Origin of the sequence: Rhizobium sophorae (assembly GCF_013087515.1) — a bacterium.
Taxonomy (GTDB): Bacteria; Pseudomonadota; Alphaproteobacteria; order Rhizobiales; family Rhizobiaceae; genus Rhizobium; species Rhizobium sophorae.
In genome coordinates this window covers 308,505-327,436 of record NZ_JABFCN010000023.1, presented here as the reverse complement: position 1 = coordinate 327,436, position 18,932 = coordinate 308,505, and the positions used below count along the sequence as shown (strand labels likewise).

Sequence of the window (18,932 nt, the reverse complement as noted above, 5' to 3'; positions counted from 1 at the left end):
ACTCGATGTTCAGACGGATGCCCGTTCGACCAGATGGAACGGCAGTTTCCGCAGATGCGGCGGTTCGGGCTGCTCGGCCAGGAGGATCTCCATGGCAAGGCGGCCCATGGCGCGGTGCGGCAGGGCCATCGTCGTCAATGGCGGGTCCAGCCGCGAGGCAATCTCGACCTGGTTGTCGAAGCTTGCCACCGCGATATCATCCGGGATGCGAAGGCCGGCGCGGGCAAGCGCCGCATAGACTTCCATCGCCACACGGTCATTGCCGCACAAGATGGCGTCAGGCCGTTGACCGGATTTCAGAAGCGCCTCCACATGAGAGGCAACAAGGCTTGGCGCGCGGTCGCTGTAGACGCTGCGGCGCACCGCCGGAAACACCCCGAGGTGGTCGATGCCCGCCTCCTCAAGCGCCGCACGAAACCCCATCTCACGTAGCGTGCCGGCGAGAATGCCTGGCAGGTTGATGAAGGCGATGCGCCGGCGGCCGGCGACGAGGAGATAACGCACGATCTCCCGCGCGCCGCCCTCTTCGTCCGGCACCAGCGCGGTGACGCGGCCGGCAGCCTCGCGGCAGTTGATCATGACGCCGACGGCGCCCGCCAACCTGTCCGGCAGGGCGACATCCTTGTGGTACATGGCGGCATAAGCAACGGCGCGCGGCCGGAACTGCTGCACCTCGTCGAGCACCGAGCCGATAGACTGGCCGCTGCGGTGGTTGACCGCAAAGACCGCCATGCCGGCGCTGCGGGCCGCCCCGTCGAGGCCACGCACGATCTCGGTGGCGAAGGGCGAAGTGATGAGGCCGTCGGAGACGACGCCGACCAGCGGCAGCCAGCCCTGACGCACGCCACGCGCCGCAAGGTTGGTCACGTAGCCGAGCTCTTCCGCAATGGCCTTGACCTTCTGGCGCGTATCGTCCGACATGCGGGCGGAGCCACCGTGCAATGCGCCGGAAACCGTCTTTACCGAGACGCCCGCACGTTCCGCGATGTCAGAAAGAGATACTGCCACGATCCGCACCATCCTCCTTGGGTGATCGATTACCCAATAGTCGCGGCGAACGCTTTTTGTCAAGCGGCTTTTACGCGCACTGCACGACCGAACACGCCTTTTGCCCATGAACATCCTTGGGATGGGCTTCTTCATGCCTGTCGAGGTGGGGCGCTTGCGGACGAAGACGGCAACCTGTGGAGGGGAAAGCAGGCAGCAAGGCCGTCGTAGAGTCCTTGGATGCCGATGACCTGGAAAGACTTGTTCGAGCAAGTACATGAAGGCGGCGAGGTTTCCCGAAACTGCCTTTCCAATCGTCGTTCCTCACGCCGGCAATACCGTGTCGCCAGCGGATCGCCGCCCGACGCCGTATAGGCCGAGGAAGCAAGATTGAATTCCGGGAAGAGGGCCTCTTTTCCGTCTAGAGTTTCGAGGGCGCATTTTCTGCGCCCTCGTCCTGTTACTCAGCCGATGGCCATCAGGCTTGCATTGCCGCCGGCAGCCGCGGTGTTGATCGACGTCGACACCTCCTCCAGCAACCAGTTGAGGCAATAGGCTTCGGGATCGCTCGCCAGTTCCTCGCTCGTCGCGGCCTGGACCAGCAGCAGCGGACCGGGCAGGTGAGCAATCTTCTGATTGACGGCGAGAACCCTGTTGCGATTCCCTTCGACGAGCGCGCCGGAGAACGGCCCGTCCATTTCCCAATCCCAGGTCCAGGAGATCCGGCCGGCGACGGCCGCCGGAAGGTCTGCCAGGACTGACTTCGATAGGGAAGCCGCGTCGACGACGATATGGTTGCCGGTCGATAGGGCTGCGGCAATCTGGCGATGAAGCCCGCCTTCGGTCTGCGGCACGAGGAGAATACGACCGCGGGGATGGAGCGCGTAGAGATTGAGTTCGCCCACCGGACCGGTGAGTTCGCGTTCGAGCCCGAGCGCCGAGCGGCTCGCATATCCACGCGCCACTTCCCCCTCGCCCAACAGGCCCTTCTTGTCGAGCCAGACGATGTAGTCACGAAGGGCGAGGTCGGTATGGACGGAATCCTGCTGCGGCGGCACGGGCGCACGCTGCACCAGCCGGCCGATATAGAGCGGACCGCCGGCCTTCGGGCCCGTTCCCGACAAGCCGCGGCCGCCGAAGGGCTGCACGCCGACGACGGCGCCGATGATGTTGCGGTTGACATAAAGGTTTCCTGCCTTGATGCGGCTGGTCACATGCGCGATCGTTTCGTCAAGCCGGGTGTGAAGCCCGAATGTCAGACCATAACCCGATGCGTTGATGTCGTCGATCAGACGGTCGAGCCCGTTTCGCTTGAAGCGGACGACATGCAGGACCGGGCCGAAGATCTCCCTCGTCAGGTCCGACAGGGATTTGATCTCAATGATCGTCGGCGGGACGAAGGTCCCCGCCGCAGCACTTTCGGGCAGCGGCAGTTGATCCACCTTCCGGCCCAAGCCGCGCATATGCTCGATATGCTGGTCGATCTCCGTCTTTGCGCTGTCGTTGATGACAGGGCCGACATCGATGCTCAGGCGATCGGTACGGCCCATCGTCAGCTCGCGGAAGGCGCCCTTCAGCATGTTAAGGGTCCTGTCGGCGACATCGTCCTGGAGGCAGAGAACCCTGAGCGCCGAGCAGCGCTGACCGGCGCTGTCGAAGGCAGAGGCAATGACATCGGCCACCACCTGCTCGGCCAATGCCGAGGAATCGACGATCATGCCGTTCTGGCCACCGGTTTCGGCAATCAGCGGAATCGGCTTGCCGCTTGCCGACAACCGTTCGGCCAGTTGCGCCTGGATCATCCGGGCAACTTCGGTCGACCCGGTAAACATGACGCCTGCCGTTTCCTCCGCCCCGACCAAGCCGGCGCCGAGACGGCCGCTGCCGGGCACGAACTGCAGGGCACCGACAGGCACGCCCGCCTCGTGGAGGATCTTGACGCTCTCCGAAGCGATGATCGGCGTGACGCCGGCAGGTTTGGCAAGCACGGGATTGCCTGCAACCAAGGCTGCGGCGACCTGTCCGGTGAAAATCGCCAGCGGGAAATTCCACGGGCTGATGCAGACGATCGGGCCGAGGGGCGCATGCGAGGGGCCGAGGGTCTTGCGGGCCTGCTCGGCGTAGTAGCGCAGGAAGTCGATCGCCTCACGCACCTCGCCGACGGCATTGGCCGCTGATTTGCCGGCCTCGCGCATGACGATGCCCATCAGCACCTTGATGCGAGCCTGCATGATGTCGGCCGCCCGTTCCAGGCAGGCGGCACGCTCGGCCGGCGGCACGGCGGCCCATTGCGGCGCATGATCCGCAGCCATTTGAACGATGCGTGCGGCCTCCTCGACCTTCACTTCGGTTACCGTGCCGACGATGTCCCGGTGATCGGCAGGATTGAGAACATCGCGCGTCACCCCATCCATAGAGCCGTCGGCAAGGAGGGGAAGCGCATGCCATGGGGCAGCAGCCGTGGAAGCGAGCGCCTGCGACAAGTCCAAAAGCGTGGCTTCGTTCGAGAGATCGAGACCGTCGGAATTGGCCCGGGCGCTGCCGTAAAGAGCCTTCGGCGAGGCGATCTGCGCGTGGGGGGCGCCAACGACAGGCATGGCTGCGACGATTTCGGCGGGATCGGCAATCAGCGCCTCGACCGAGACATTCGGATCGGAGATCCGGTGCACGAAGGAGGAATTGGCGCCGTTTTCCAGAAGACGCCGCACCAGGTAGGCGAGCAGCGTCTCATGTGTTCCCACAGGCGCATAAATGCGGCAGGGCCGGTCCAGCTTTTCCTTTCCGACAACCTCGTCGTAGAGCGGTTCGCCCATGCCGTGCAGGCATTGAAACTCATATTTGCCGACGGTGAAATCAGGACCCGCCAGACGATAGATCGTGGCGAGCGTCTGCGCATTATGGGTGGCAAATTGCGGGAAGACCGCATCCGGAGCATCGAGCAGCTTGCGCGCGCAGGCGATGTAGGCGACATCGGTGTAGATCTTGCGGGTATAGACCGGATAGCCGTCGAGCCCGTCCAGCTGGGCACGCTTGATCTCCGCATCCCAATAGGCGCCCTTGACGAGACGGACCATGATCCGGCGCCCGGAGCGGCGCGCAAGATCGATGATATAGTCGAGGACGAAGGGGCAGCGCTTGCCATAGGCCTGCACGACGAAGCCCAGCCCGCTCCATCCGGCGAGATCAGGGGCAAAGCAAAGCTCCTCGAGGAGGTCGAGCGAAAGCTCCAGCCGATCGGCCTCCTCGGCGTCGATATTGAGGCCGATATCATAGGTCTTGGCGAGAACGGCCAGCGCCTTGACCTTCGGCAGCAGCTCGCTCATCACCCGGCCGGCCTGCGACCTCACGTAACGCGGATGCAGGGCCGAAAGCTTGATCGATATGCCCGGGCCGTCATAGATGCCGCGCCCGTCCGACGCCTTGCCGATGGCGTGGATCGCCTTTTCGTAATCCCGGTAATAACGCTCGGCGTCAGCGCCCGTCGTCGCGGCCTCGCCCAGCATGTCGTAGGAATAGCGGAAGCCGCGTGCTTCCAGCGGCCGGGCGCGTTTCAGCGCCTCCGCGATCGTTTCGCCGGTGACGAACTGCTCGCCCATCATGCGCATCGCCATATCGACGCCGCGACGGATGACCGGCTCGCCGGCGCGTGCGATCAGCCGCGTCAGCGCTGCCGAGAGGCTGCGGTCGTTGACCGTCGAGGTGAGCTTGCCGGTGACGACAAGCCCCCAGGTGGCGGCATTGACGAACATGGATTTCCCGCCGCCGATATGGGAGGTCCAGTTGCCTTCCGCGATCTTGTCGCGAATCAGCGCGTCCCGCGTTTCGGTATCGGGAATGCGCAGCAGCGCTTCGGCGAGGCACATGAGCGCCACGCCTTCCTGGCTGGAGAGCGAGTATTCCTGCACCAGCCCTTCGACACCGGTCCCCTTGTGCTTGGCGCGCAATGCTTCGATCAGGCTGCGGGCCGTGCTGCGAATGTCATAGCGTTTTGCCTCGGAGACGCGCGCTGCTGCAACGAGCGGCGGCAGGCATTCGGTTTCCGGCCGGCGATAGGCAGCGGTGATCGCCTGGCGAAGTTCGGATTGCGGTCGGATCGGCGGGGCAAAGCCGGAAAACGGCGCGCCGTCGGCGGGATCACGGGAGGGGGCGGGGTCAATCGCTGCGTTCAACATGAAAGTACCTATCAGTCGATGTCTGGTTTAACGGATGAATGAGATGCCGGGCTCGTCGTCCCATTGTGCATCGTCCGCGAAGGCTGGGCCGGAACATTCCGTCTCGCGCAGCGGGCGGGCATCCGGTCTGTCGCGCTTGAGGGTGAGCGCCGCGGCCACGGCCCTGATCGCCAGCGGCCGGTAGTGCGCGAGCAAATCCGGCGCCTGGTCGTCATCCGCTTCTTTGTTGTGCATGTATGATCCCCGTGTTGAGCGCGGCGCCGATACCGATTTCAGCACTCTTCTGCCCGGCAGATAATCTATCATAATCGCAAATCGCAATCTCACTTGATTTCAACAGTTTCCAGGCTGTATGAACTTATTAATCCGCCCGCGAGAGTTCAAATGGCTACTGAAACCGACATCTTTAGTGAATTGGACCAGTTCGACAGAAAGATCCTCACCGCACTCACCGAGGACGGCAGGCTGTCGATCACCGATCTGGCCGCGCGTGTCGGATTGTCGAAGACGCCGTGCCAGATCCGCTTCAAAAGGCTGATCAGCGAAGGATATATCGAAGGCTTCAAGGCCGTCCTCAATCCGTCGAAAATGCAGCTCGACCATATTGCTTTCGTCGAGGTGAAGCTTTCCGATACCCGCGAGGACGCGCTGAAAAGCTTCAACGATGCCATCAAGAAGATCAGCGAAGTCGAAGAGTGCCATATGATCGCCGGCAGGTTCGACTATCTGCTGAAGATCCGCACGCGCGATATCGGCCGCTACCGCCGCGTTCTCGGCGAGCGCATCTCGACACTGCCCCACGTTGCCAACACCTCGACCAACGTCGCGATGGAGACGATCAAGGAAGGCTGGGACAAGTCCGGTTCGAGTTTTTCGTGAATGTGATCCGTGGGAGGCTATGACGAGCTGACGGTGAGTTGCTGGAAAGAATCCAACACGCGCGCCGACCGGAGCTGCGCATAATCGGTCCAATTTGCCGCCGGACGAACTGCGATATCTGTCATCGGCTGACGCGCCAATGTGATCATTCCGATCATTCGCATGAAGCGATAGCTAAAGCGGTTGCGGCAAGGATAGCAAACGACCCACAGGCAGTTCAGCCATCTCTCGCTTTCCGACCGCGTGTGCTCGGTTTCACTGGCACACTCTTTCCGTACTCATTCCACCATGCCGTCAAGGCTTCCATGGTGGGACCGAGGCCCCGCGCTTTTTGCGTGATCTCATATTCGACGCGCGGAGGAACCTCCGCAAAGATGGTGCGGGACACCAGCCCGTCTGCTTCGAGCTCGCGGAGTTGCGCCGTCAGCATGTGTTGGGTGATGCCGGGGATAGCCTTCCTCAGTTCGCCAAACCGGTGGATCCGCTGATGGAGCAGCCACATGATTTCCAGCTTCCATTTGCCGGAGAGCAACGCGAATGCGCGACGCATCTCCTCATGCATATTGATGTCGCCATCGGCCATAGTCTGGTTTTCCATACTAGCTGCAAGTAATTCATCCTACTTGCAAAGATGGATCTTAGACGACATTTTCCATCCGTGCATCAGGGGCGCAGTAAAAGGAGCGCCTCTCACATAGAAACCGACAGACTCGACGTGAGGAATGTTGCTGCGTGAGCAGCGACAGGGATGAGCTTATGCAAATTTTACGGATACTGGATCAGCACGGCACTTCTATCCGTGCTCTACCTCGCTTCAGCCTACATGTATGCCACAAAGGGAAAGTGGGTTCGTGAGGCGCTGACGGAACTCGGATACAGCGCCAACAACCTCGTTCCGTTCATGGTCATTGTTAAGGTCCTCGGCCCGCTCGCGATCCTTTCGCGCGTCAGCGTCCCGCTCAGCGATCTCGCCTATGCGGGCATCTTCTTTCACCTGCTGCTATCGGGCCTCGCGCATATCGGCGTTCGAAAACCTGCCGGCGCCCTGCCCGCGGCGGTCGGCCTCGCGCTGCTGGCCACCTCGTTCATGACGCAGAACGACGCCCGCGACATGCCCTCCCCTTACGTCCAGGCCGCTGCGCTCTGACGTCTCGATGATCCCAAGCCCCAACAAATGGAGATACACATGGGTCGACTCAATGGAAAAGTTGCCATCGTCACAGGCGCAAGCCGCGGCATTGGCCGCGCCACCGCAAAGCTCTTTGCCGCCGAAGGCGCGAAGGTCGCAATTCTCTCGCGGACATCCGAAGGCGTCGAACGCGTTGTCGCGGATATCCTCGAAGCCGGCGGCGCAGCCCTCGGCGTCGTCTGCGACGTCGGTGAAGCCGATCAGATCACGGCCGCAGTGGACAAGGTCGTCGCTGCCTATGGTCGTATCGACGTTCTTGTGAACAATGCTTTCGACGGTTCCGCGGTCTCGTCTTCGATCATCGACCTCTCGGTCGAGCAACTGCAACGGAACTTCGATACCGGGCCGATCGCCTATCTGCTCTTCATGCAGGCCTGCTATCCTCACCTGAGGGAAAGCGGAGAAGGCCGGATCATCAACTTCGCCTCGATGGCCGCCACCAGCGGACTGGCTGGTTATGGCCCTTACAACATGGCCAAGGAAGCGGTGCGCGCGCTGACCCGCACAGCGGCACGCGAATGGGGCGCCGACAAGATCACCGTGAACAACGTCCTGCCGATCGCCGACACCTGGGGCGCTGCGGAAAAGGAGGTTCCTCCGCCGATGAGCGCGCTGGCTCGTTTCGGCTCGCCGGAAGAAGACATTGCTCCGGTGGTGCTGTTCCTTGCCAGCAAGGATTCGCAGTTCATCACCGGCTACAGCCTCGCTCCCGACGGCGGCGCAATCATCGACAGCGCTCGATAACCACGCGAGCAAAGGGGCGCAGCGGATTGCGCCCCTTGAGGCTTACCTCTGCCGGTATCGGAAGGCTTCGACGAAGGCGGAGAAAGCAGGAGATGGATGGCGGCGGCTGGGGTAATAGAGATGATAGCCTTGGAACGTCGGCGCCCAGTCCGCCAGCACTTCCTTCAGTTGACCGCCGTCCAAATATTGCCGGACGAGGTCCCTCGGCACATAGGACAGCCCCGCGCCATCGAGAGCGGCATTGATCGCCGGTCCTATGTTGCTCATCACGAGCTGGCCCTCCACACGAACGCTGAACTCGCGACCGTCCTTTTCGAACTCCCAAGCATAGAGCCCACCTGACGTCGGAAGCCGCAGGTTGACGCAATTGTGGTCCGTCAGGTCGTGCGGGGTCGCAGGCGCGGAGCGGCCCGCAAAATATTCCGGCGATCCGACGACGGTGTAGGAAACGTCGGGACCGATGCGAGCGGCCACCATGTCGCGCGCAATCGCTTCGCCGAGCCGCACGCCGGCATCGAATTGGCGCTCGACGATATTTGTAAAACCGTTGTCGACGATGAGTTCAACGGTGATATCGGGGTAATCCCGTAAAAATGCCGGCAGCCTCGAACGGAAGACCAGCTCGACGGCATCATCGGGACATACGAGGCGGACTGTGCCCGAAGGCTTGTCGCGCAGCGCGCCGAGGGCACTGATCCCGGCCGCGATGCTCTCGAAATGCGGCTGAATACTTTCAATGAGCCGGGCACCGGCCGCCGTGGGAGCCACGTCACGCGTCGTGCGGGAGAGAAGCCGGACGCCAAGCCGGGCTTCGAGCGCGCTGATCGTATGGCTCAGCGCCGAGCGCGTGACTCCCAGTTTCGATGCAGCGCGCGTGAAACTCCGCTCTTGAGCCACCTCCAGAAACGCACGCATTTCCGTGAACTCGTCGCGCCGCATTGTTGAATCTCCTTCACCACCACATTCAGATTATAGCTTCTAGTCGCGCAAAACCAGTCCGGCTATCTATCTGGCAACGGACAGGAGAACGTGAATGACCGTCGAGCTGACATTGAATGAGACCGTACTGACGGAAGACGAGACGACCTCATGGTCTGCTGTGACCTGTCTCTCGCTTCTCACTTTCCTTCTGGTGGGGTTGGAATTTCTCCCTGTGAGCCTTCTGACCCCGATCGCCAGGGACCTCTCTATTTCAGAGGGGCAAGCCGGATTGGCGATCACCGTGTCGGGAGTCTTTGCGGTCATCACCAGCCTTTTCGGCAATGCCTTGCTGGCGAAGATCGACCGGAAGTCTGTCGTCCTGCTCTATACGGCGGTTCTTGTCGGATCGAGCCTGGCGGTTGCCCTCGCACCCAACTTCCTTGTCTTTCTCGTCGGACGGTCCCTGGTCGGCGTGTCGATCGGCGGCTTCTGGTCGCTGTCGACGGCTATTCTGGCACGCCTGGCATCGGGCCATGACCTGCCCAAGGCCATTGCGCTTATTCAAGGTGGCACCGCATTCGCCCTCGTCCTTGCCGCGCCGCTCGGGAGTTTTCTGGGCGGGTTGATCGGATGGCGGGGCACATTCTTCATCACGGTGCCGATCGGAATTGCCGCGCTCGTCTGGCAACTGGTCGTCCTGCCGAGGATGCCAGCGACGTCAACCGTCTCGGTGGCCAGAATATTCGGGCTGCTGCGCAATCGCACATTCGCGATTGGAATGGCGGCGACCGGTCTCGCCTTCATTGGCCAGAACGCACTGTCCATTTATTTTCGTCCGTTCCTCGAAGGCGTCACGGGACTGGACTTGAATCTTCTGTCCATGGTGCTTCTCGGCCTCGGCGTCGGTGGACTGGCTGGAACCTCCGTCATTGGCTTCGTCGCCCGGCGCCATCTCCTGCTCGTTCTCATAGGATTGCCGGCTGCACTTGCTGTCCTTGCCCTGCTGCTGATCGCTCTCGGGCCGTTCGCAGCGGTTACGGCATTCCTGCTCGTCATGTGGGGATTTTTCTCGACCCCGCTTCCGGTCGCCTGGAATACCTGGATGGCCGCTATCGTTCCTGGTGAGTTGGAAGCGGCAGGTGGACTGCAGGTGGCGCTGATCCAGCTCGCCATTGCAGGCGGCGCTTTCGCTGGCGGCATGCTGTTCGACACCGCGGGATGGTGGAGCACCTTCCTTCTGGCCGCCTGCCTTCTCGCCGGTTCGGCCGTCCTCGCCGCGCTCGCCGGGCGCCGTTCCTGAACTTTGTAGAAACCTCAAAACAGGAGATCATCATGTCCCAAGGAATTGAAAACAAAGTGGTCGTCATAACAGGGGCAAGCAGCGGGCTTGGCGAAGCCACGGCGCGTCACCTTACTGAGCGTGGCGCTTCCGTCGTCCTCGGCGCCCGGCGTAGCGACCGCATCGCCAAGCTGGCTGAGGAACTGACCGCGAAAGGCTATAGGGCCAAGGCAGTCCAAACCGACGTCACGGACCAACTTCAAGTCAAGAAGTTCGTCGACACGGCCGTCAACACGTTCGGTCGCATCGACGTGATGCTGAACAATGCCGGCCTGATGCCACTTGCGCCGCTCGAGCGGCTCAAAGTCGACGAGTGGGATCGCATGATCGACGTCAACATCAAAGGCGTGCTCTACGGCATCGCAGCAGCGCTTCCTCATATGAAAGCACAAAAGTCGGGGCATATCATCAACGTGTCCTCCGTCTACGGCCACGTGGTCGATCCGGGTGCCGCCGTCTATTGCGCGACGAAATTCGCCGTGCGCGCCCTCTCGGAAGGGCTGCGGAAAGAAGTGAAGCCATACAACATCCGCACCACGATCATATCACCCGGCGCAGTGAGCACCGAACTCCTCGAACACATCAGCGAAAAGGACATCCAGGCGGGCACCAAGGAGTTCGTCAGCAAAATCGCAATCAGCGCGGACACCTTCGCGCGAACGGTCGCCTTTGCAGTGAACGAACCGGACGATGTCGACATCAACGAAATCCTGTTCCGGCCCACGGCTCAACCTGTCTGACGCGAGGCGTGCTATGTCGATGACATCCAAGTTCATGAGTCGTCGCGCGGTGCTGGGCGGAGCCTTGGCAGCCACTGCCATGCCTTTGACGGCTCGGGGGCTGGAAGGACCCGATCCGGCCAATCAGGAGCCGACCGACGTCAGGATCAGGATAGGCTTCAACAAGCTGACCCTGACCGCGACACTCTATGACAATCCTACGGCGCGCGATCTCGCTTCCCTGCTGCCCCTAGACCTCAAGATCGAGGATTATGGCAGGAACGAGAAGATCGTCCATCTGCCACGCAAACTCACAGAAGAAGGCAGCGGTCCTTTCGGAAACGAGCAGCCGGGCGACCTTTGCTACTTCAAACCGTGGGGTAACCTGGCCCTCTTCCACGCGGATTACCGCTGGGACGGGCTGATCCGGCTCGGCCGCTTCGACAATGGCTTCGAGCCGTTGCTAGTGCGCGGCGCGTATCCGGTCCGCATAGAACGAATCTGACAAGGGCCTTATGGCCGGAGATATCAATTCGCCTTCCTCCCAAGCGTGAAAGAATCCCATAGACGATAAATTTCCAGAACCAGAAAGCCTTGGCCAGCTTAAGCCAGTAGAGGCGCTCGACGGGCGCCTCCGTCTATTCGATGATCTCGACGCAGAAATCTATAAAGGCCCTGACCTTAGCCGGAACATGCTGACGCGAGGGATAGAAGGCGTAGAGCGGGAATGTCTCGTCCGACCAGTCGGGAAAGAGGTTCACGAGTTGCCCATTGTTCAGATGATCCGCCATCCCGAGTGAGAAGACCTGCGCGATGCCTATCCCCGCAAGGCAGGTCGCCAAGGTCGTGCCGGCATCGTTGACTAAAATGCGGCTGCGGGTCTCGATCGAGACGACCTCTTCACCCCGCCGAAGCTCCCATTCGAAAGGCCTTGCCGTCAGCGGGTCCTGGAACTGGATACAGGTATGCTCGCTCAAATCCTGTGGACGGCCCGGCCGACCATGTCGCTCGATATAAGCGGGAGCCGCAATCGTGATCACGCGCGTCTGCATCAACAGGCGCGAAATAAGCGACCTCTGTGCAGGCTCGCCAAAGCGCACCGCGACGTCCATGCCATCGGCAACAAGATCGCCGATCTCGTTGCGGGTGATGACCTCGATCTGGATATCCGGATAGCGATCGAGGAAGACGCCGAGCCGCGGGCCGAGCACAAGGCGTGAGAAATACGGGTCGACATTGACTCGCAGTCGGCCACGCACCGCCTGTCTGGCGCCAACAGCTGTCTGCGCAGCCTCTTCGATGCCGCTCAAGAGTGGGGCCACCTGTTCGTAGAACCGCGCGCCGTCATCGGTCAGCCGCATCGTGCGTGTTGTCCGGTCGAGCAGCCGCAGACCGATCCGCCCCTCCAGTCGGGAAATGGCGCGGCTGACACCCGACGCCGATAGTCCCATTAGCTCCGCCGCCCGCGCGAAACTTCCGCTCTCGATAACGGCGGCCAGTACGCTCACGCCATTCAATAATCGTCCGTCAAACATCGGGCATCCGTGATTTTTAGTCACCAATCATGTGACAGAAGCGCGCTTCAGTCAAATGCTGCCAAAGGACATGATCAGCATAACAAACCGCCAACCTGCTGGGCGGTGCAGGAAGCAAAGGAGTCTAACCATGTTTGTGATCACCGGAGTAACAGGCCAAGTCGGAGGCATTGTCGCCGCGCGTCTGCTGGAGGCGGAGGTGCCGATCCGCGCCGTCGCGCGCAATGCGGAGAAAGCAGCGGAATGGAAAAACAAAGGCGCGGAACTGGCCTTGGCTGAGATGACCGACGCCGATGCGCTCACCAAGGCTTTCGCCGGCGCCGACGGCGTCTTTCTGCTGATCCCGCCGACCTTCGATCCGACCCCCGGCTTTACGGAAGTGCGCGCTGTCATTGCGGCGCTGAAGACCGCGCTTCTTTCGTCTCGTCCCGCCAAGGTCGTTTGCCTCTCCACCATCGGCGCGCAGGCCAGAGAACCCAACCTCTTGAGCCAGCTCGGTCTCGTTGAACAGGAGTTATCAGCTTTGCCAATGCCGATCGCCTTTCTGCGTGCCGGCTGGTTCATGGAGAACACGGCCTGGGACATCGCGCCGGCGCGCGAGACCTGTGTCCTCTCGAGTTTCCTGCAGCCGCTCGACCAGCCCTGTCCGATGGTTTCTGTCCTTGACGTCGGAGCCAAGGCGGCAGAACTGCTGCAGCACGAGTGGGTGGGCAAGCAGGTCATCGAGTTGATGGGGCCAGAGGGCGTCACGCCCAACGATATCGCCGCTGTCCTATCATCCATCCTCGGCAAACCCGTCCGGGCGGGGCCGGTCGCCCGCGACACCTGGGAGCAGATTTTCACCGACCAGGGCATGCAAAACCCCCTCCCGCGGATGCGCATGATCGATGGCTTCAACGAAGGCTGGATCCGGTTCGAGGGCGAGCCGATGAAGGGCACGACCACACTGGACACAGCAATGGGCCGCCTGATTAGCCGCGGCCGATAAACAGCTGAAAGGCCGTGGCGGAGGGCAGCCACGCCCTTAATGCAGCCTCTGATAGGGCCGACCCCTGATTTTGAACTGAGGGACTACCCGAAGACTACCGGATTGAACGGCAGCCTATTTCAAACTCTTCAGGAGATAGCTTCCCACGCCCTTGGACGGTGGCGACGACACGTCGAGCCTCTGCCTGAACAGCCTTCGATAACCGTCGATGAGCAAGGGGCGCAACATGTTGCGCCCCGTTGTCCGGTGGAACCTGGCGCAGCGAGACCTTGGTGGCCGAGTAGACGCTGACGGTAAGCCCTTCGAGCCAACGTGCGGCTACTGCGGTTTTTGAATTTCACAGTAGACAATGCTGCGGTTTGAGCCGGGCCAAACAGACACTTTCACATCCGCCTCGGTCACGCCTTCACTGGCGATCAAGCCCATCTCTCGTTCTGACCGCAACAGCAGCGCCCAGTTCATAAATGTCTCCATATAGCCGTCGACCTCCGTCTCCGGGGAGAAGTTAGCAAATAGGAAGGTGCCGCCAGGCTTAAGCATGCTGACGCACTTCTTGGTCAGCTTTACGGCCACAGCGTCCGGCAAATAGTCATAAAGACCCGCGGCATAGACGAAATCGAACATTCCCAGCGCATGCCTCCCACCGAGCAGGGATTTGACCGACCCGTTCACCGCCTCGACGGATGTGCCGGCGAAATCGCGGGCGACGGTTCCAACGCTCATCGGGTCTTGATCCAAAGCTACCCAGCGTCTGATCGCGCCGGCGCTCAGAGCGCGCGACAAGGGCCCCTCACGAAGATGCCCGGCGGCAATGGCGAGGACTTCGGTCGAACCAGGCCGGGCAGAAGCGATTTCGTCTACGCGGCGAGCCAGAATGTCTCGACGCTCCCTTACCGCGACGGATGACGAAGCATTTCGAGTGTAGGCATAGATCGAGCGTCCCAAGTTGCTCGATGATGCGACGGCGTTCTCGATTTCAGGTCGGCCATAGATGAAGTCGAGAAGACGTGCGTCGCCAGAATAGCCGCGCGGCTTTTCGAACGACCAGCGGGTCAATGGATCTTGATGAAGAAAGTGAGCAACCGGATGAGATTGCGCGATCGGGACGATGACGTCCCACACCTCCGGATGAAAGCGCCGCCGTATCTGATGCAAGGCGTCGGTAAGACGCTCGATGATCGCATCAGGCTCGACGCCGGATTTGAACTGACGGGTCGACACGTCAAGGCTGAGGGCAAGCTCGGCTCTGGCATCGATCAGGTGGCCGGGATCTGGCGCAGCAACCCTCCTTGCTACCCGACGAATTTCGCCGGGCGCAACAAGACTTTCACCGTCCAAGACCAGGCTTTGTGCCATTTCGAGACCCCTTTGACATAGCGTTAAGCATAATCAACCTCGAAATAGGATGCGACTAGAATCTACACGGGATAAGGGTAATTCTACTATTGCGGGTCGGATGCTGCCCCTCTAACAAAGCTAAGCAATAAGACAAACCGGTTGCAGATTGCCGAACGCGATTTTGGAGGGCGCCGAAGTATGGCTTACTTTTCAACATACTTTAGATGGATGTCAGCCCGGTGTTTTTGCATGATCGCGGCTTACGCTAATGTCCCACGTGATGAATCAACCGCCAGCTTTTCATTCGCCGAGGCCCTCAATTCTCTGAAAACTGAAAATGATGCTGTCCGAAGGCGGAGCTCACGGCATGGTCTTTGGATTGCGGTCGCCGTTTATGTGGCCTTCGCACTTCCCGACCGATGGCTGATCCCCGACGTTGCCCCTGTGACGATAGCCGCGCGATTCGTCATTGCAACGATCGCTCTGCTGGCGTTCGAAATCTTGCGACTGGCAAAAGCGAAAACCGTCTGGCTTGACATCACATGCGCCTCGGCACTGCTTGTGGGCTATGTTGGCTGGCTTTACCCGGCGATTGCCACCCGCGACGTCACCGCCATGTCATACTACATGATATTCGGCGCCATCTTCATGATGGGCGCCAACCTCTTTTTCAGTTTCCCGTTTCGGCTTTCGGTGATCACCTCGGGCCTCGTTCTATGCGCATTTTTTATTACGATCGAGGTATTATTTCCTTCAAGTCAAGCCTACAAGTTCGCCTTTGGGCTGTTCTACATTTCGTGCTTTGTCTTCACGTCCTTCGTCAATTGGCGATTGAATGTCGAGCGTCGAAACGTGTTGCTGAACGCGGCGGAAGCTCGCCACCAGCACTGGGAAGCGTCCGAGCGCGGACGGTCACTGCTCGAGCTTTCACATACTGACTACCTGACAGGCATAGGCAACAGACGCGCGCTGGATCGGCGGCTCGACGAATACTGGGCCGCCTGGAAAGACGAACGCCGCGACTTCTCCGTGTTCCTCATCGACGTCGACTTTTTCAAATGCTTCAATGATCGCTACGGACATCAGGAAGGAGACCGATGCCTGACTGTCATCGCCAATGCGCTGAAGGCGGTTGTAGAGTCGTCCGATGGCATGATCGGCAGGTATGGTGGCGAGGAGTTTATCGTGGTCATGCCGGCTGCCCTCCCCAGGGTCGCGATGACTCTCGCCGAGAAGATCAGAATGGAAGTCGAGTCTCTTGCGATTGCTCATGACGAGCGACCAGATGATATGTCGATCGTAACCGTCAGCATCGGCGTCGCCTTAACCCGCGAGAAAGTTGGAGAGAAAGTTGAGCGAATAGTACGTGAAGCCGACCTCGCTCTCTACAATGCCAAAGCAAGTGGCCGAAACTGCATTCGTAGTTTTGACCCGTTATTGCCTCGCCCCGACGACCATGCTGGTAAACTCGTCCCGTTGCTGGCGGCCGCCATCGATCGCAAACTTGTCTCGCTCGTGTACCAACCGATCTTCGACGTGACGAACGGGAAAGCAAGAGCTGTCGAGGCTTTGATGCGCCTCAGGATGCCGGACGGCACGGCGGTTTCGCCGAAGACATTCATCCCCATTGCAGAACGAAGTGGCGCTATCCTCGAACTGGGCAGGTGGGCGATCGAGACGGCATGCCGGGACATACTGATGACCGATCGCATGGCTACCGTCAGCGTCAACGTGTCGCCGATACAACTGCGTTCCACCGGCTTTGCTGCCAGTGTCGCTGATATCCTTGCTCGGTGCGGGGTCTGCGGGTCGCGACTAGCCCTGGAAGTGACCGAGGGCCTGGACATGGATATGCAGTCGGAGGTGCTTAAATGCATTGCCGATCTGCGGGCACTCGGCGTCGAAATCTGGCTTGACGACTTCGGTTGCGGCTTCGCGGGCCTCTCCTGGCTGAGGGCAATCGAGTTTCAGACGGTCAAGGTCGATAGAACCTTCCTGCACGACTGCTCGAACCCACGCGGTTTGATGATGCTTCAGGACATGATTGCTCTCATCCGCAATCGAGGGAATACGATCCTGGTGGAAGGCGTCGAAACTGCAGCGCAATTTTCCCTTCTCAAGGATCTTCGCATCGACCGCGTCCAGGGCTTTCATATGGGAATGCCGGTTAGCGCCGAACTCCTGAGCGCGGCATAAGGCGCCTCAAGGTTTGCAGATGGCTCAGCACGTTCCCGACAATCGGCGCATGATGCATGACGTCTCTGCAAATCACGAATTCGGACGCATCGATCGCAGAGAGGCCGGACCCGATCAAAACAATTGGAGCCATTTCAACGAGGGCTGCGCCGCCATTGTCGGAAGTCTTGCTTTTGGACGGATCAGGCCGTCTGATGCAGCGAGGCAACGGATCGCTGAATCAGACGAATATTCGGCGGTTGAACCTGGGAATGAGGAGCAGGATGGATCACGTCAGAAGCCAGCAAACATCGGCGGGCGAAGAAAGGGAAGCGCGAAGGCTTCAATACCTGACCTGGGAACACATTGCGCCTGACCTCCATCATCCGGCCCACCTCTCTCGCAAGGCGGAACTCAGGCGATCATGCGGTGCGGAGCTGGCCGAGACGTCCTACATTGCCGAGCATGCCGCAATCTTCACCGAAAGCCTGACGATGGGCGAGCGCTCCTGGATCGCCGGGCACGCGCTCGTTCGCGGCCATGTGATCCTGGGTGACGATTGCACCATCAATCCCTATGCCTGTGTTTCCGGCACGGTGACGTGCGGTCATGGCGTGCGGATTGCTTCGCATGCATCGATCGTCGGCTTCAATCATGGCTTCGACGATCCGACCATTCCTATACACCGCCAGGGCGTCATCAGCATCGGGATCGTGATCGGTGACGATGTCTGGGTCGGCGCCAATTGCGTGATCCTTGATGGCGCCACGATTGGAAACGGTGCGGTGATCGCCGCCGGAGCGGTGGTCACGGGGGACATTCCCGCCATGGCGATTGCCGGTGGCGTGCCCGCCCGGGTGCTGCGAAGCCGAGGCTCGGCGCCCCGGAAAACCGGCACTGGCGACATCGAAGATCAATTGGTGAGGCTCGGCCAGAAAGCAAAAGACCAGTGGCCGGAGATCCTGGCACGCTGGAAAACGCAAGGATCCTATGAATCGCTGGAGGCAGACGGTATCCGCAGACCGGCGATCCGACATCTCTGCGATGCAATCGAGATCGCTGCCGGCTTCGGCCACCTGCCACCCCATCTCGATGCGGCGGAGACAGTCGAGCGTCTCCAAGGTCTTCAGGACCAAGAGACCGGCCTTTTCCCGGAAGAGCATGGGCGAATGCATGGCAAGGCGCTGCGGGATGATCCAAAGGCGCTCTATAACGTCCTTGCGGTTGGCTATGCGCTTGAACTGCTTGGTTCCGGTCCGCGCCAACCGGTCCATGCGGTCGAGCTCGGCGCCAGGGAGCTGGATGAATGGCTGAGCGCCCTGCCTTGGTCGACCCGGGCATGGCACGCCGGCAGCGTTGTCGATGCGATCGGAACCGCCATGTACTACAATGCGAAGTATTTCGGCGTCGGGCAGGCACGGCAGGCGCTTTTCGAGTGGCTGAGCCGGAATGCCAACAGCGTCTCGGGGCTATGGGGTGAACCGACCGCGCCGGAAGGATGGCTTCAACCGGTGAACGGCTTTTATCGCCTGACGCGCGGCACCTACGCCCAGTTCGGCGTGGCACTTCCCCAGCCGCACGCCTCGCTCGAGACGGTTCACCTCAACTATCGCAACCACAAGGGCTTCGTTGCTGCAAAATACAATGCGTGCAACCTGCTCGATACGATTCATCCTCTGCTGCTGATTGCCCGGCAGACAGACTACAGGCGGGCCGACGGCGAGGCGATCGCCCGCAAGGTCATATCGAGGGCACTGGAGAGATGGCGAGATGGCGAGGGATTCCCCTTTGCCGACGGTGCTGAACCAAGTTTGCAGGGGACGGAAATGTGGCTTTCCGTCGTTCACCTGGCGGCCGATATCCTGGGCCTGGCAGATCGTTTCGCCTTCGTCCCTAAAGGCGTTCACCGGACGGCAGCCGTGGGACTGGGCTTGTGACTACGCGTC

Annotated in this window: 16 protein-coding genes; 9 read left to right on the top strand and 7 right to left on the bottom strand. The window is 60.7% G+C overall.

Annotated features, from left to right (window positions below; translation table 11 throughout):
• Positions 1 to 9 precede the first annotated feature (9 nt).
• From G9X64_RS15250 to G9X64_RS15240, 3 genes are all read right to left on the bottom strand, one after another.
• On the bottom strand, positions 10 to 1,020 hold the full coding sequence (locus G9X64_RS15250; RefSeq protein ID WP_171376883.1) for a LacI family DNA-binding transcriptional regulator: 1,011 nt from the start codon (positions 1,018 to 1,020) through the stop codon (positions 10 to 12).
• 431 nt (positions 1,021 to 1,451) lie between these two features.
• The gene (gene putA / locus G9X64_RS15245) at positions 1,452 to 5,159 is read right to left on the bottom strand and encodes a trifunctional transcriptional regulator/proline dehydrogenase/L-glutamate gamma-semialdehyde dehydrogenase (RefSeq protein ID WP_171376864.1); all 3,708 of its coding nucleotides are present in this window, start codon (positions 5,157 to 5,159) and stop codon (positions 1,452 to 1,454) included.
• Positions 5,160 to 5,186: 27 nt separating this feature from the next.
• A complete protein-coding gene (locus G9X64_RS15240; protein WP_171376863.1) occupies positions 5,187 to 5,393 on the bottom strand; it encodes a hypothetical protein in 207 nt (68 codons plus the stop codon).
• A gap of 150 nt (positions 5,394 to 5,543) precedes the next feature.
• Here G9X64_RS15240 and G9X64_RS15235 point away from each other — a divergent pair, with 150 nt between their 5' ends.
• Positions 5,544 to 6,038 carry an Lrp/AsnC family transcriptional regulator gene (locus tag G9X64_RS15235; RefSeq protein WP_065283244.1) on the top strand — a complete coding sequence of 165 codons (495 nt, stop codon included), beginning with the start codon at positions 5,544 to 5,546 and terminating at the stop codon, positions 6,036 to 6,038.
• Positions 6,039 to 6,255: 217 nt separating this feature from the next.
• Here G9X64_RS15235 and G9X64_RS15230 read toward each other — a convergent pair whose 3' ends face one another.
• Positions 6,256 to 6,636, bottom strand: a complete 381-nt coding sequence (locus tag G9X64_RS15230; protein WP_131602864.1) for a winged helix-turn-helix transcriptional regulator — start codon at positions 6,634 to 6,636, stop codon at positions 6,256 to 6,258.
• A gap of 150 nt (positions 6,637 to 6,786) precedes the next feature.
• On the opposite strand from G9X64_RS15230, the gene G9X64_RS15225 reads away from it, so the two are divergent.
• Positions 6,787 to 7,185: a DoxX family protein gene (locus G9X64_RS15225; RefSeq protein WP_171376862.1), complete on the top strand. Its 399-nt coding sequence runs from the start codon at positions 6,787 to 6,789 to the stop codon at positions 7,183 to 7,185.
• A 39-nt stretch (positions 7,186 to 7,224) separates the two neighbouring features.
• On the top strand, positions 7,225 to 7,971 hold the full coding sequence (locus G9X64_RS15220; RefSeq protein WP_168313018.1) for an SDR family NAD(P)-dependent oxidoreductase: 747 nt from the start codon (positions 7,225 to 7,227) through the stop codon (positions 7,969 to 7,971).
• A gap of 42 nt (positions 7,972 to 8,013) precedes the next feature.
• Here G9X64_RS15220 and G9X64_RS15215 read toward each other — a convergent pair whose 3' ends face one another.
• On the bottom strand, positions 8,014 to 8,910 hold the full coding sequence (locus G9X64_RS15215) for a LysR family transcriptional regulator (RefSeq protein WP_171376861.1): 897 nt from the start codon (positions 8,908 to 8,910) through the stop codon (positions 8,014 to 8,016).
• A gap of 94 nt (positions 8,911 to 9,004) precedes the next feature.
• Here G9X64_RS15215 and G9X64_RS15210 point away from each other — a divergent pair, with 94 nt between their 5' ends.
• Genes G9X64_RS15210 through G9X64_RS15200 form a run of 3 tightly spaced genes read left to right on the top strand, consistent with a single transcriptional unit; the run spans position 9,005 to position 11,455 of the window.
• Positions 9,005 to 10,192: an MFS transporter gene (locus tag G9X64_RS15210; protein WP_171376860.1), complete on the top strand. Its 1,188-nt coding sequence runs from the start codon at positions 9,005 to 9,007 to the stop codon at positions 10,190 to 10,192.
• A 32-nt stretch (positions 10,193 to 10,224) separates the two neighbouring features.
• Positions 10,225 to 10,971 (top strand): SDR family oxidoreductase, encoded by a 747-nt coding sequence (locus G9X64_RS15205; RefSeq protein ID WP_171376882.1) that lies wholly within the window; start codon positions 10,225 to 10,227, stop codon positions 10,969 to 10,971.
• A 13-nt stretch (positions 10,972 to 10,984) separates the two neighbouring features.
• Positions 10,985 to 11,455 carry a cyclophilin-like fold protein gene (locus G9X64_RS15200; RefSeq protein WP_171376859.1) on the top strand — a complete coding sequence of 157 codons (471 nt, stop codon included), beginning with the start codon at positions 10,985 to 10,987 and terminating at the stop codon, positions 11,453 to 11,455.
• Between the two features lie 133 nt (positions 11,456 to 11,588).
• Here G9X64_RS15200 and G9X64_RS15195 read toward each other — a convergent pair whose 3' ends face one another.
• Entirely contained in the window at positions 11,589 to 12,485 is an 897-nt protein-coding gene (locus tag G9X64_RS15195; RefSeq protein WP_168315905.1) for a LysR family transcriptional regulator, read from the bottom strand.
• Between the two features lie 130 nt (positions 12,486 to 12,615).
• Here G9X64_RS15195 and G9X64_RS15190 point away from each other — a divergent pair, with 130 nt between their 5' ends.
• Positions 12,616 to 13,473, top strand: coding sequence for an NmrA family NAD(P)-binding protein (locus tag G9X64_RS15190; RefSeq protein WP_171376881.1), 858 nt, complete (start codon positions 12,616 to 12,618; stop codon positions 13,471 to 13,473).
• Positions 13,474 to 13,791: 318 nt separating this feature from the next.
• On the opposite strand, the gene G9X64_RS15185 is transcribed toward G9X64_RS15190, so the two are convergent.
• Positions 13,792 to 14,829: a class I SAM-dependent methyltransferase gene (locus G9X64_RS15185; protein WP_171376858.1), complete on the bottom strand. Its 1,038-nt coding sequence runs from the start codon at positions 14,827 to 14,829 to the stop codon at positions 13,792 to 13,794.
• A gap of 180 nt (positions 14,830 to 15,009) precedes the next feature.
• On the opposite strand from G9X64_RS15185, the gene G9X64_RS15180 reads away from it, so the two are divergent.
• Both G9X64_RS15180 and G9X64_RS15175 read left to right on the top strand, forming a co-directional pair.
• Positions 15,010 to 17,007, top strand: a complete 1,998-nt coding sequence (locus G9X64_RS15180; protein ID WP_171376857.1) for a putative bifunctional diguanylate cyclase/phosphodiesterase — start codon at positions 15,010 to 15,012, stop codon at positions 17,005 to 17,007.
• Positions 17,008 to 17,270: 263 nt separating this feature from the next.
• A complete protein-coding gene (locus tag G9X64_RS15175) occupies positions 17,271 to 18,923 on the top strand; it encodes an acyltransferase (RefSeq protein WP_171376856.1) in 1,653 nt (550 codons plus the stop codon).
• Positions 18,924 to 18,932 lie beyond the last annotated feature (9 nt).

What these genes read in the sequence shown, in the direction of transcription:
- G9X64_RS15200 (WP_171376859.1), top strand. Translation starts at nt 10,985, where the DNA reads ATGTCGATGACATCCAAGTTCATGAGTCGTCGCGCGGTGCTGGGCGGA.
- G9X64_RS15250 (WP_171376883.1), bottom strand. Translation starts at nt 1,020, where the DNA reads ATGGTGCGGATCGTGGCAGTATCTCTTTCTGACATCGCGGAACGTGCG.
- G9X64_RS15175 (WP_171376856.1), top strand. Translation starts at nt 17,271, where the DNA reads ATGGATCACGTCAGAAGCCAGCAAACATCGGCGGGCGAAGAAAGGGAA.
- G9X64_RS15220 (WP_168313018.1), top strand. Translation starts at nt 7,225, where the DNA reads ATGGGTCGACTCAATGGAAAAGTTGCCATCGTCACAGGCGCAAGCCGC.
- G9X64_RS15185 (WP_171376858.1), bottom strand. Translation starts at nt 14,829, where the DNA reads ATGGCACAAAGCCTGGTCTTGGACGGTGAAAGTCTTGTTGCGCCCGGC.
- G9X64_RS15235 (WP_065283244.1), top strand. Translation starts at nt 5,544, where the DNA reads ATGGCTACTGAAACCGACATCTTTAGTGAATTGGACCAGTTCGACAGA.
- G9X64_RS15180 (WP_171376857.1), top strand. Translation starts at nt 15,010, where the DNA reads ATGGCTTACTTTTCAACATACTTTAGATGGATGTCAGCCCGGTGTTTT.
- G9X64_RS15215 (WP_171376861.1), bottom strand. Translation starts at nt 8,910, where the DNA reads ATGCGGCGCGACGAGTTCACGGAAATGCGTGCGTTTCTGGAGGTGGCT.
- putA (WP_171376864.1), bottom strand. Translation starts at nt 5,159, where the DNA reads ATGTTGAACGCAGCGATTGACCCCGCCCCCTCCCGTGATCCCGCCGAC.
- G9X64_RS15190 (WP_171376881.1), top strand. Translation starts at nt 12,616, where the DNA reads ATGTTTGTGATCACCGGAGTAACAGGCCAAGTCGGAGGCATTGTCGCC.
- G9X64_RS15225 (WP_171376862.1), top strand. Translation starts at nt 6,787, where the DNA reads ATGAGCTTATGCAAATTTTACGGATACTGGATCAGCACGGCACTTCTA.
- G9X64_RS15240 (WP_171376863.1), bottom strand. Translation starts at nt 5,393, where the DNA reads ATGCACAACAAAGAAGCGGATGACGACCAGGCGCCGGATTTGCTCGCG.
- G9X64_RS15210 (WP_171376860.1), top strand. Translation starts at nt 9,005, where the DNA reads ATGACCGTCGAGCTGACATTGAATGAGACCGTACTGACGGAAGACGAG.
- G9X64_RS15230 (WP_131602864.1), bottom strand. Translation starts at nt 6,636, where the DNA reads ATGGAAAACCAGACTATGGCCGATGGCGACATCAATATGCATGAGGAG.
- G9X64_RS15195 (WP_168315905.1), bottom strand. Translation starts at nt 12,485, where the DNA reads ATGTTTGACGGACGATTATTGAATGGCGTGAGCGTACTGGCCGCCGTT.
- G9X64_RS15205 (WP_171376882.1), top strand. Translation starts at nt 10,225, where the DNA reads ATGTCCCAAGGAATTGAAAACAAAGTGGTCGTCATAACAGGGGCAAGC.